Annotated in this window: 13 protein-coding genes; 8 read left to right on the top strand and 5 right to left on the bottom strand. The window is 62.7% G+C overall.

The features are described 5' to 3' along the window. Nucleotides 1-166 precede the first annotated feature (166 nt). Genes LCM4573_RS04405 through LCM4573_RS04395 form a run of 3 tightly spaced genes read left to right on the top strand, consistent with a single transcriptional unit; the run spans nt 167 to nt 3,021 of the window. Nucleotides 167-1,321, top strand: a complete 1,155-nt coding sequence (locus LCM4573_RS04405) for an isobutyryl-CoA dehydrogenase (RefSeq protein WP_071004803.1) — start codon at nt 167-169, stop codon at nt 1,319-1,321. A gap of 21 nt (nt 1,322-1,342) precedes the next feature. After that, nucleotides 1,343-2,251, top strand: coding sequence for a 3-hydroxyisobutyrate dehydrogenase (gene mmsB / locus LCM4573_RS04400; RefSeq protein ID WP_071004801.1), 909 nt, complete (start codon nt 1,343-1,345; stop codon nt 2,249-2,251). Continuing rightward, on the top strand, nt 2,248-3,021 hold the full coding sequence (locus tag LCM4573_RS04395) for an enoyl-CoA hydratase (RefSeq protein WP_071004798.1): 774 nt from the start codon (nt 2,248-2,250) through the stop codon (nt 3,019-3,021). The genes mmsB and LCM4573_RS04395 overlap by 4 nt, the downstream gene beginning before the upstream one ends. 15 nt (nt 3,022-3,036) lie before the next feature. Here the strand turns inward: LCM4573_RS04395 and LCM4573_RS04390 are convergent, their stop codons facing one another. The 4 genes from LCM4573_RS04390 to LCM4573_RS04375 all read right to left on the bottom strand — a co-directional run bounded on the left by LCM4573_RS04390 (nt 3,037) and on the right by LCM4573_RS04375 (nt 5,938). Next, nucleotides 3,037-3,561, bottom strand: coding sequence for a nuclear transport factor 2 family protein (locus LCM4573_RS04390; RefSeq protein ID WP_071004796.1), 525 nt, complete (start codon nt 3,559-3,561; stop codon nt 3,037-3,039). A 9-nt stretch (nt 3,562-3,570) separates the two neighbouring features. Continuing rightward, on the bottom strand, nt 3,571-4,065 hold the full coding sequence (locus LCM4573_RS04385; RefSeq protein WP_083347298.1) for a nuclear transport factor 2 family protein: 495 nt from the start codon (nt 4,063-4,065) through the stop codon (nt 3,571-3,573). 15 nt (nt 4,066-4,080) lie between these two features. Next, entirely contained in the window at nt 4,081-5,037 is a 957-nt protein-coding gene (locus LCM4573_RS04380) for an alpha/beta hydrolase (RefSeq protein WP_083347297.1), read from the bottom strand. 88 nt (nt 5,038-5,125) lie between these two features. Next, entirely contained in the window at nt 5,126-5,938 is an 813-nt protein-coding gene (locus LCM4573_RS04375; protein WP_083347296.1) for an AraC family transcriptional regulator, read from the bottom strand. Nucleotides 5,939-6,108: 170 nt separating this feature from the next. Here LCM4573_RS04375 and LCM4573_RS04370 point away from each other — a divergent pair, with 170 nt between their 5' ends. Together LCM4573_RS04370 and LCM4573_RS04365 are read left to right on the top strand one after the other, a co-directional pair. Continuing rightward, complete coding sequence (locus LCM4573_RS04370) at nt 6,109-6,474, top strand: nuclear transport factor 2 family protein (RefSeq protein WP_071004794.1); 366 nt, start codon at nt 6,109-6,111, stop codon at nt 6,472-6,474. Further along, nucleotides 6,471-7,274, top strand: a complete 804-nt coding sequence (locus LCM4573_RS04365; protein WP_071004792.1) for a helix-turn-helix domain-containing protein — start codon at nt 6,471-6,473, stop codon at nt 7,272-7,274. Before LCM4573_RS04370 ends, LCM4573_RS04365 begins: the two co-directional genes overlap by 4 nt. On the opposite strand, the gene LCM4573_RS04360 is transcribed toward LCM4573_RS04365, so the two are convergent. After that, on the bottom strand, nt 7,275-7,865 hold the full coding sequence (locus LCM4573_RS04360) for a TetR/AcrR family transcriptional regulator (protein WP_071004789.1): 591 nt from the start codon (nt 7,863-7,865) through the stop codon (nt 7,275-7,277). Between the two features lie 235 nt (nt 7,866-8,100). On the opposite strand from LCM4573_RS04360, the gene LCM4573_RS04355 reads away from it, so the two are divergent. From LCM4573_RS04355 to LCM4573_RS04345, 3 genes are read left to right on the top strand one after another with little or no spacing between them, the layout of a single operon-like run. Then, nucleotides 8,101-8,574, top strand: a complete 474-nt coding sequence (locus tag LCM4573_RS04355; RefSeq protein WP_071004787.1) for a (2Fe-2S)-binding protein — start codon at nt 8,101-8,103, stop codon at nt 8,572-8,574. After that, nucleotides 8,574-9,557 (top strand): xanthine dehydrogenase family protein subunit M, encoded by a 984-nt coding sequence (locus tag LCM4573_RS04350; protein ID WP_071004785.1) that lies wholly within the window; start codon nt 8,574-8,576, stop codon nt 9,555-9,557. The genes LCM4573_RS04355 and LCM4573_RS04350 overlap by 1 nt, the downstream gene beginning before the upstream one ends. After that, on the top strand, nt 9,554-11,848 hold the full coding sequence (locus LCM4573_RS04345) for a xanthine dehydrogenase family protein molybdopterin-binding subunit (protein ID WP_071004783.1): 2,295 nt from the start codon (nt 9,554-9,556) through the stop codon (nt 11,846-11,848). Before LCM4573_RS04350 ends, LCM4573_RS04345 begins: the two co-directional genes overlap by 4 nt. Nucleotides 11,849-11,886 lie beyond the last annotated feature (38 nt).

Raw genomic sequence — 11,886 nt, 5'->3', positions numbered from 1 at the left:
TTCCGTCTCGCGCGGGCATAGTAAACCGACCAATTATGACGGAATGAAAATCCTCGGCTCTTTTCAGGACCGGAGGTAGGGTCTAGACCAAGGACGGACTGGCGCGCCGCACCGCCTTGTGCCACATCCTGGCAAGGCCTGTGATGAACAGCCGGAGGAGGATGGAATGGATTTCGCTCTCAGCGACGAGCAGATCGCCATTCGCGAAATGGCCGAGGGGTTTGCGGCAGAGGAGATCGCCCCCTTCGCCATCGAATGGGATCAGAACAAGCATTTTCCCGTCGATACGATCCRCAAGGCCGGGGCTCTCGGCATGGGCGGCATCTATGTGCGCGACGATATCGGAGGTACAGGGCTCGGCCGGCTGGAGGCGGTGCTGATCTTCGAGGCCTTGGCCAGGGCCTGCCCTGCGGTGGGCTCCTACATTTCCATCCACAACATGTGTGCATGGATGATCGACCGCTTCGGCTCGGAGGAACAGCGGCAGGAATGGCTTCCCAGCCTTCTTTCGATGGACAAGCTTTCCAGCTACTGCCTTACGGAGCCGAGCGTCGGATCGGACGCCGGGAGGCTGAGGACGAAGGCGGTTCGCGACGGCGAGCACTATGTGCTCTCGGGGCAGAAGCAGTTCATTTCCGGTGCCGGCGTCTCTGACGTCTACGTCGTGATGGTACGGACCGGCGAGGAGGGGCCGAAGGGCATTTCGACCCTGCTGGTTCCAAAGGACACGCCGGGCCTTTCCTTTGGGGCTAACGAGAAGAAGATGGGCTGGAATGCCCAGCCGACCCGCGCCGTGATCTTCGACGGCGCGCGTGTCCCGGTGGCCAACCGCCTCGGTGCGGAAGGCGACGGCTTCAAGATCGCCATGGCAGGGCTTGACGGCGGGCGGCTCAACATTGCCGCGGCATCGCTTGGCGGCGCGCAGGCGGCGTTCGACAAGGCGCTCGCCTATGCCCGCGAGCGACAAGCCTTCGGCCAGCCGATCGTGGAGTTCCAGGCGCTGCAGTTCAAGCTTGCGGACATGGCCGCAAATATCGAGATGTCGCGCACCTTCCTGTGGCGCGCGGCGCTGGCCTTGGAGGAGAAGGCGCCGGATGCCACCATGCTTTGCGCCATGGCAAAGCGGATGGTGACCGACCGCTGTTTCGACGTAGCCAATGATGCACTGCAACTGCATGGCGGCTATGGCTATCTGGCGGATTACGGGGTCGAGAAGATCGTGCGCGACCTGCGCGTCCACCAGATTCTCGAAGGCACGAACGAAATCATGAACGTCATCGTCGCGCGCTCGATCATAGGCCAGACGCGGCATGCGAAATGAGAAAAGCAGGGAGGATCACCAATGACTGAGGCAATCGCGTTCATCGGGCTCGGCAATATGGGCGGGCCTATGGCCGCAAACCTGGTAAAGGCGGGCTACCGGGTCAACGGCTTCGATCTCGTCGCGGCCTCGCTGGAGGCTGCTTCGGCAAACGGTGTTGCGATCGCAGCAAGTGCTGCGGAGGCGGTGAAGGATGCCTCCGTGGTGATCACCATGCTGCCTGCGGGCAAGCACGTGATTGCGGTGTGGAACGATCTCGTGAAGGCGGTCCAGCCCGGCACGCTGATGATCGACTGCTCCACTATCGACGTCGAGAGCGCGCGCGAAGCGCATATCCTGGCGAAGGAGACCAGCTGCCTTTCGCTGGACGCGCCGGTTTCGGGCGGCACGGGAGGGGCGGCGGCAGGCACGCTGACCTTCATGGTCGGCGGCGCAGAGGCAGCTTTCGCGAGAGGCGAGCCGGTGCTGCAGAAGATGGGCAAGCGCATCGTCCATTGCGGCGATGCCGGGGCGGGTCAGGCCGCGAAGATTTGCAACAACATGATCCTCGGCATCACCATGGCGGGTGTCTGCGAAGCCTTCGTTCTCGCCGAAAAGCTCGGGCTTTCGCACCAGGCTCTCTTCGATGTCGCCTCCACCTCGTCAGGACAATGCTGGTCGATCAATACTTATTGCCCGGTGCCGGGGCCGGTGCCGACATCGCCCGCCAATAACGGTTACAAGCCGGGTTTTGCCGCCGCGCTGATGCTGAAGGATCTGAAGCTTTCGCAGGAGGCTGCCGCCGCGGCCGGCGCCGAGACTGCGATGGGCGCGCATGCCGCCGAGCTCTACGAAACCTTCAACGCGCTCGGCCGGGGCGGGGAGGATTTTTCCTCGATTATCAATTATTTCCGTGAACAGTCGCAAAAGACCGGAGAGGCGAGAGGATGAGCTACGAGACGATCATCGCAGAAGAAAAGGGGCGCGTGGGTCTCGTTACCCTCAACAGGCCGAAGGCGCTCAACGCCATCAAACGGCAGCTCGGCGAGGAACTTCTGGTGGCGGTCGAGGCGTTCGATCGCAATTCCCAGATCGGCTGCATCGTCATCACCGGTTCGGAAAAGGCCTTTGCCGCCGGCGCCGATATCAAGGAGATGCAGGAGCACAGCTCCGTCGACATGTATGTGAACGACTGGTTCTCGGATTGGAACCGGCTGACGCTTATCCGCAAGCCCATGATCGCGGCCGTCGCAGGCTTCGCGCTCGGCGGCGGATGCGAGCTCGCCATGATGTGCGATTTCATCCTCGCCGCCGACACGGCGAAGTTCGGCCAGCCGGAAATCAAGCTCGGCGTGATTCCCGGCATGGGCGGCAGCCAGCGCCTGACGCGGCTTGTTGGACGAGCCAAGGCGATGGAAATGTGCCTGACCGGCCGGATGATGGATGCGGAAGAAGYGGAAAGAGCCGGACTGGTCGCCCGCATCGTGCCCGCTGCCGATCTCATTTCCGACGCGTTGAAGACGGCGGAAACCATTGCAGGCATGTCGCTGCCGGCGGTGATGATGGTGAAGGAAGCCGTCAACCGTGCCGACGAGATGGGGCTGGCCGAGGGGCTGCGTTTCGAGCGGCGGCTTTTCCACTCGCTCTTTGCCTTCGAGGATCAGAAAGAGGGAATGACGGCATTCGTCGAAAAGCGGCAGGCGAATTTCAAGAATCGGTAGCACGTGTTGGCTGCTTCACTGAGCTTTCTCGTCGATCCTGTCCGCAGCCTTCTGGACCAAGCCGCGATCTCCGTTTTCATCGGCGAGATGGAAAGTCATTGCCGAGACGCGCCATTGCGAGCCGCGGCGCACCAGCACGTAGTCATAGGTGCCGGAGACCGTCCAGGTGGCGTTCTCCAGCCAATGGGTGGCTGTTACCGTAGCCGCAGCGATAGCCTGCTCGCCGTCGAGTTCGACGTTGATGTCTGAAAGTTGGTGACGCGTGGCATCGAACCCGGGCAAAAGACCTGACCAGGCGGCCATCAGTTCTCTGGGCGTGAGACGCCGGGCTTCGCCTCCCCAAAGAGAGGTGTAGTCGATGAGCGTTTCTGGAGCGAAGAAACCTTCGAGCGTCGTGAAATCGCGATTGTCGGCATAAACCGCAACCGCAGAGATGACGGCGGCCACCTTCGCCTCTTCGGCGGGCGTGGCGAGGGCTTCGTGCGAGGCCATGAGAACCGTCATGGAGGCGAAGCCGATAAGACGGTGGAGATTGAGCATATCGTTCTCCTATTCAGCCAGCCGTTCGGGAAGCGGCTTCAAGGGATAGTGCGCCCAGTAGAAGGCATCCGACTGATGCATGTCGGTAAGGAAGTTCGTCGCCTCGACGATCTTACCGTTTTCGATGCGGAACATCAGGGCGTAAAGCTGATCTATTTCCGGCCCGCTGCCGATATTGCTCCAGCCACGATGAATATCGACAACGAGATCATCCTGCGCCTGGAAGAAGATCGGTTCGGCCTTGAAGCGCCCCCTTGCGAGGCCGGTGAAGAACGCGATCACCTCATCGGCTCCACGTTTTTCGCCCGCAAGCGGATGATGTCCAGGAATACGCCAGACGATGTTTTCCGCCAGAAAGGGCCTGATAGCTTCCGGATTGCCGGTGGCGTAGGCGGCATAGTAATCGCGGATGATCTGGATATTGGCATCACTTGATTGGGCGACAGCATTCGAGCTTACGAGGAGAAGGGCCACTCCGGCAGCCATTCCTTTGAGGGTGTTCATCGGTTTCTCCCGCAATCAGTGTTTTGCGAACCAGTCGGCCACGCGCACGACGGCGGCATCGACCACGGCCGGATCGTCGTAGAACTGGAACTGGTTGACATCTCCCATCCAGACGAGCTCTTTTTCGCTCGCGCCGATCGCCCGGAAATGGCGGTAGGCGGCGCCGGGGCTGATGGCGTTCTCGGCATGGACGACAAGCGCGGGGATGGAGATGTTCGCGGCGCTCGGAATGGTTTCGAAGGCCAGTATCGCCTGGTAGGAGAGGTCCGGCCAGGTTTCCGTCCAGCCGGGCACGCGGGCCCTGCCGGCATAATAGTCGACGGCGGGTTGTACCGCCATGGCTGCAGGCGTCGAACCGTCGGAAACGGCCGGGCGTGTTACCACCGTGCCGGAAGTTTCGAAGGCTTGCCGGCCCGCCTTGCCTGCCTGATCGAGCGCGGCATAGCCTGCCGGCGTGAAGAATTCCCGGTAGAGCGCCGCATCCGTGTACCAGCCCGCGACGGTTGCCACGGCGTTCAGTCGGGGCTCCTCCGCCGCTACGCGGGCCATGTAGCCGCCGCCCGCGCAGATGCCTAGTCCATTGATGCGGGTGCGGTCGATCTCCGGCAGGTTTTCGAGAAAGCTTATCGCAGCCTTGATGTCGGCCACCTTGGCGGCTGGGTTCTCGTAGCCGCGGATTGCGCCGCCGCTTTCGCCGAAACCGGTGTGATCGAAGGCGAGGACGGCAAAGCCCCGCTCGGCCAGCCGGCGCGCATACTCGGCGGGGTTTTGTTCCTTGACGCTGGTCCAGGAGCCGGTGACGACTACCGCTGGATTGCTGCCCGTCGCTCCGGCCGGCAAATAGAGATTGCCGACGAGTGCGACGCCGCTGCTGTCGAAACTCACCTTGCGGATCACCGGCTCTGCGGCGAGCGAGGTGGAGGCGAGCAGGCTCAAGACCGCAAGGGTCGCGAAAGAACTCATCATGGACATGGCGTTTCTCCCTTGTGCTCAAGGGATAGCGCCATATTCGTATGCGATCAGGCTCCGATTCTGCGGAAGAATGATCCGATCCTGCTGTTCAATGCTTCCGCCACTCACCGGGTGTGGCGCCCGTCAGACGACGGAATTGCGCGGCGAATTTCGCGGAATTCATGTAACCGACACGCCAGGCGATCTCGGCAATCGGCAGCCGCGTGGCCCGCAGCAGTTCYTTGGCTTTCTCCATGCGGCGCGTGACGACGAAGGCATAGGGCGCAAGCCCCGTTTGCGCCTTGAAGCAGCGAGAGAAATGGAACGGGCTCATTGCCGCTGCGGCTGCGAGATCGGCGAGCGAGATGTCCTCGGCCAGATGATCCTCGATGTATTGAAGTGCCCGGTGAAGGCGGAGATCAGGCCGCAGCTTGGGCAGAGCGGTGCCCATGACCACGTTAGCAAGCTGTACCGCCACCGCCAGCGCCAGGCTGTCGCGATAAAGGTTGGAGCTTTCCCGTCCGGCGGCGTGCAGGTTAAGGCCGAGCTGCACGAGGAGCGGATCGAGGTTGCCTTTCGAGGGTGGAAAGCCGGAGAGTCCCTCAAGGCCGGCATCCGCAAGGCACCCGGCACCGAGTTCGAGATTCAAAAAATCATTTGGTTCGTCCCAGCGGCACCAGCCGTCGAAGCCTGCGGGAAAAAGCCAGCCCTGACCTGCGGAAAGTGGCTCATGGCTGCGCCTGTCGCCGCCATAGGCCGCATGGTGTGAGGGGAGAGGGGAGAGGACGATACCGAGAGTCACGCCGGAAAAGGCGAACCTGCCTTCGCCGGGGCCGGTGCGATTGAATGTCGAGTGCCCGCTCGGCCAGGCCATTCTTCCCGGCTCCAGGCGCGACCTGTAACTTCCGATATCCACCCACATGGCTGTCTCCTGGGGCCAAGGCTAATCTCTTGCGGGCGGTTTTCCTCATCAATTCCTCGTGGCCTCCCAATTCTGCTGGCTTTCGATTACCTGACGCGTAATTGATGAGAGAATGTCGCTTCCGCATGATCGCGCTGCCTGGATGCGCCGGGCGATCAAAGGAGATGAAGATGACCAATGCAAACGAAACCGCGCAACGCTATCTCGCCGTCTGGAACGAAACGGATGCTGCCCGTCGCCGGGCGCTGATCGCAGAAAGCTGGATTGAGGCCGCGATCTATGTCGATCCGTTGATGCAGGGTAGGGGTCATGCCGAGATAGACGGTCTGGTTGCCGCCGTGCAGGACCGGTTTCCCGGCTTCCGGTTCGAATTGATCGGCGAGGCGGATGGCCATGGCGACAACCTCCGCTTTTCTTGGGGTCTCGGTCCGGCCGGTGGCGAGGCGCTGATCAAGGGCACGGATTTCGCGCTGCTTGAAGGTGGGCGTCTGAAAGCCGTGCACGGCTTCCTCGATCAGGTTCCGGCGGCGGCATGACGATCGCCGTCCGTTCTTTGGGAGACTATCTGCGCGACTGGCGCCGCCGCCGGCACATGAGCCAGCTCGATCTGGCGCTGGAAGCGGATATCTCCCAAAGGCATCTCAGCTTCATCGAAAGCGGACGATCCCAGCCGAGCCGTGAGATGCTGCTGCATCTGGCGGAGCGGCTCGGCGTGCCGCTTCGCGAGCGCAATCCGATGCTGCTTGCCGCCGGCTTCGCTCCGGTCTTCGCGGAGCGGTCGCTGGACGATCCGGCGCTTGCGCCGGCGAGGCGTGCGGTGGATATGGTTTTGAAGGGCCATGAGCCGTTTCCGGCGCTTGCGGTCGACCGTCACTGGCAGCTTGTCGCGGCGAATGGCGCGCTTGCGCCACTTCTCGCGGGTGTTGCCGATCAATCCCTGCTGGAGCCGCCGGTAAACGTGTTGCGTCTCAGCCTGCACCCGGAAGGGCTTGCGCCTTCGATCGCCAATTTCAGCGAATGGCGGCATCACCTTCTGGAACGGCTGCACCAGCAGATAACGATGACTGGCGATCCGGTCCTTTCCGCTCTCCTTGAGGAGCTTGCGGCCTATCCTTTTCCGGATCATCCGCCGAAACCGACCGCATCCAGCGATTATGCCGGCATCGCCGTTCCGTTGGAGTTGCGCACCGATGCCGGGCTGCTCTCCTTCATTTCCACGACGACCGTCTTCGGGACGCCGGTCGACGTCACGCTGTCGGAACTGGCCGTGGAATCCTTTTTTCCGGCGAATGAGGAAACCGCCGAGCGGCTGCGGCGAATTGCCGAAGGCGGCTAATTACTTTTTCGCGCGAAGACCGTCCATCAGGAGGCCGATGAGGCGATGCGAGCGGTCGCGCCATTCGGGCGTATCCGGCATGGAATAGATGCTGGAAAGGGCGTGCAGCAGGTCCGTCGTGTCGATGTCCTTGCGGATGGAGCCTGCGTCGCTCGCCGCTTTCACCAGTCCCTCAAACGCGCTGCGAATGCGCCCGAAGCCTTCCGCGAACAACGAAGAATTGGTGTTCATCAAGATTTTCAGGCTGTTGGCCATGCCGCGCTTGGCGGCGATATAGCCGACGAAGCGGCGCATCCATTCCTCCAGCGCCGTATCCGGCGCGTGCGATTGCGCAAGCTCCGTCGCGGCAGCCGCAAGGTTTTCGAGTTCGCGGCGATAGATGACCTCGACCAGATGCTCACGGGTCGGGAAATGCCGATAGAGCGTTCCGATGCCGACACCGGCCTTTCGGGCGATATCCTCGAGTGAAGTTTCCACGCCATGTTCCGCGAAAGCGGCTGCCGCGACCTCGATGAGTTTCTCGCGGTTGCGCCGCGCGTCTGCGCGCAGCTTTGTCGTGGAAGAGGCGGGCTTCTGCTCGGCCGAGGCCAAAATAATGCTCCAGGCACATTGAGGACTTGACCGGAGCCGGCAAGTCGCTAGATTAAACGGAGGCGCCTCCGTTTAAGTGGAGTGCCTTCTACCTCTTAACCCAGAAGGAGGCGGGATGTCATGCCGAAACCCACTCATGGCCATCCCGTAACTCATAGCTAGGGTATCAGGGCCGGATTGCCAGCCCATTCCAATATCGAATTTCATTCTCGTGACGATGGCAGGAGCTTGATCCATGACACGAACGGTTCATCTTTCACTGGAGATCAATGGAAAGGCGCGCGAACTCGATGTCGAGCCGCGGGTCACCCTGCTCGATGCTCTGCGCGAGCATCTGGAACTTACCGGCACCAAGAAAGGCTGYGATCAGGGCCAGTGCGGGGCATGTACCGTGCATGTCGACGGCAGGCGCRTACTTTCCTGCCTCACACTGGCAGCTCAGGTCGAAGGCCGGCAGATCACCACGATCGAGGGCCTCGCAGCAGAGAACGGCGATCTGCATCCGGTGCAGGCGGCGTTTCTGGAGCATGACGCCTTCCAATGCGRCTATTGCACGCCGGGCCAGATCATGTCGGCGGTTGCCTGCATCCGCGAAGGGCATGCCGGGTCGGACGAGGAGATCCGCGAGTACATGGCGGGCAATCTCTGTCGATGCGGGGCCTATAACAGCATCGTCGCGGCGGTCCGCGAAGCGGCGGAGGTTGCGTGATGAGAGATTTTTCCTACTCCCGCGCGGTCTCCGCGGATCAAGCCCGCCAGGCTGCCATCCAATCCGGCGCCATGCTGCTTGCGGGCGGTACCACGCTTCTCGATCTCGCCAAATGCGGCGTGTTCCAGCCTGAAGCGGTCATCGATATCACGCACCTGCCGGGTCTTTCGGATATCGAAATGGACGCGGCCGGCGCAAGGATCGGCGCGCTCACCAAAATGGGCGAGGTGGCGGATCACCCCGCAATCCGAACGAACTTCCCCGCCGTTTCGGAATCGTTGCTGCTGGCGGCTTCCGCCCAGCTTCGCAACATGGCGACGATCGGCGGCAATCTCCTGCAGCGGACGCGTTGTCCCTATTTTCGCGATCCCGCCACGTTTCTGGCCTGCAACAAGCGCAGTCCGGGTTCGGGCTGCTCGGCGATCGGAGGCGTGACCCGCAACCATGCGGTGCTTGGCACGAGCGATGCCTGTATCGCCTCCTATCCCGGTGATCTCGCAGTGGCACTCGTCGCTTTCGACGCCACTGTCGATCTCGGCGGACGGGAAGTGGCCGTGGACGATTTCTTCCTGTTGCCCAGAGACAGGCCGGATCGGGAAACCGTCATCGAGCCGGGGGAGATGATCGCGGGCATCGTCATCCCTGCGTCGCCGGCCGCTAAGAACTCGACCTATCTCAAGGTCCGTGACCGGCAATCCTATGAATTCGCGGCGGCAAGTGCTGCGGTCGGTCTGGAACTCGAAGAGGACGGCCGGACGGTCCGCGACATCCGCGTCGCGCTTGGCGGGGTTGCCACCAAGCCATGGCGGGCGCGTGCCGTCGAGCAGGCGCTTGTCGGCAAGGCTATCGATGCAGCCTCGGTGGAAAAGGCAAGCCGTCTCGCCATGGAAGGCGCCGTTTCCCATGGCGCCAACCGCTACAAGATCGAACTTGCGCCGCGTGTCGTCGCGCGCGCCATCCTGCAAATGGGAGGTCTGGCATGACCATCATGGAAACCCGCACCAAACAGGGCGATGCCTCCGACGGCGCGCTGGGCGGACGCTTTTCGCGCCTCGACGGCAAGCTGAAGATCACGGGCGGCGCGACCTATGCGCTGGAGCACCCCGTCGAGGGGCTCGCCTATGCCGTGCTGGTGCAAAGCACGATCGCAGCCGGCCGGGTGGTAAAGGTCGATACCTCGAAGGCAGAACAGGCGCCCGGCATGCTTCTGGTCGTTACGCCGGAAACCGATCTGGGGCTGAAGGTCGCTTCCGACTGGTATGGCAATCGGCCCGACGATCAGCCCTATCATCCGCTTCCGCGTGACGTCGCTTTCAATGGTCAGGCGATCGCGGCCGTCATTGCCGAGACGCTCGAACAGGCGACCGAAGCGGCGCGGCTGGTCGAGGTCACCTATGAGGAGACGGCTGCCGTTGCCAGCATGGAGTCTCCGAATGCCGGAGAAGGCAAGCTGGTCGATCAGTTCAATATTGCCTGGGGCGAGGCCGAGGAGGCGCTTGCGGCATCGCCGGTGCGGATAGAGGCGGAATACAGCACTCCGCGCGAATATCACGTGCCGATCGAGCCGCACGGCCTGACGGCCAAATGGGATGGCGACCGGCTGACGATCTGGGAGCCGAGCCAGTGGACGCATGGCATGGCGCGTTCCTATGCGGAACTCTTCGGCTTGCCGGACGAGAACGTGCGCCTCGTGTCGCCTTTCATCGGCGGAGGTTTCGGTTCCAAGGCAACCGTGTATGCGTATGGAGCCGTCGCAGCGGCGGTGGCCCGCAAGCTCGGCCGGCCGGTAAAGCTTGCGGTCACCCGGCCGCAGAACTTCACCTCCTATGGCGGAAGAGCGGCGACGCGCCAGACTCTGGAGCTCGGGGCCGATTCCAACGGCATCCTGCAGGCGATCGTGCATCGCGGCGCCAGCGAGACCTCCACCTATGCCGATTTTCCGGAGCAGACGAGCGCCGCCACACCTCTCATGTATGCGGTGCCGAATTTCAGTTCGGAGCATCGACTGGTGCCGGCCAATACCGTGATGCCGGGTGCATTGCGGGCTCCGGGGAAGAACCCCAGCGCCTTCGGGCTGGAATGCGCGATGGATGAACTCGCCTATGCGGCCGGTATCGATCCGGTCGAAATCAGGCTCCGGAACTATGCCGAATACGATCCCCAATCCGGCAAGCCCTGGTCCACCCGCCAGATGCGCGAAGCGCTTGCGGCGGGCTCCGAGGCCTTCGGTTGGGCGAAGCGGAGCTTCGAGCCTCGTTCCATGCGTGACGGCCGCCAGCTTATCGGCTGGGGTGTCGGCTGCGGCACCTTTCCGGTGCTGCGGGCGGCGAGCGAGGCGATGATCCGCCTTCTTTCGGATGGCACGGTCGAGGTGGTCAGCGGCGCGATCGACATGGGGCAGGGGACCTATACGATCCTTGCGCAGACGGCTGCCGAAGCGCTCGGCGTTCCGGTCGGACAAATCGACGTTCGGCTTGGCGACTCTTCGCTTCCGGGCGCGACGGTCGCCGGCGGCTCGATGCTGGCGGGCGCGATCACCGGCGCGGTGCACAAGGCGGCGACGGCGGCGCGGGACGAGCTGATCGGGCTTGCCCTCAACGATGCCAACTCGCCTTTCCGGGATACGGGTGCCAACACCTTGACGGTCGCCGATGGCCGGATTGCCGTGCCTCGCGGCAATGGACCGTCGCTTACGGTGGCGGAATTGATGTCCGCCACGGGACGCGACCGGATCGAGGCCCGCCGCAATACGCTTCCGGAAGCCGATCAGGGACCGGAGGGACACAAGCGCGCCTGGACGACCATGACGGCCATCCAGGGGCCAACCGCCGGCGACTATTCGATGTATAGCTGGTGCGCGCATTTCGTCGAGGTGAGGGTTGATGAGGACTTCGGCACGATCCGCGTTTCACGCGTCGTCTCGGCTTTCGATTGCGGCCGGATCTACAATCCGAAGCTCGCTGAAAGCCAGTGGCGCGGCGGCATCATCATGGGCATCGGGCAGGCCCTGCTGGAAGAGGGGCTGGTCGACGAACGTAACGGCAGGGTCATCAACAACAACCTCGGGGATTACCTCGTGGCGACCAATGCCGATGTGCCGCATATCGAGGTCATTTCGGTCGGTATCCCCGATCTCAACGCCTCGGTGCTGGGCGGCAAGGGCGTGGGCGAGGTGGGTATTGTTGGCGTCGCGCCGGCGATCGCCAATGCCGCGTTTCATGCCACGGGCAAGCGCGTCCGCGATCTGCCGATCACGCTTGATAAGTTGATCTAAGATAGTGCCTCTTCGAGGGAATTGCCCCTCATCCGCTC

Source organism: Rhizobium sp. LCM 4573, assembly GCF_001854865.1.
GTDB lineage: Bacteria > Pseudomonadota > Alphaproteobacteria > Rhizobiales > Rhizobiaceae > Neorhizobium.
This window is presented reverse-complemented; position numbering and strand designations above follow the sequence as displayed.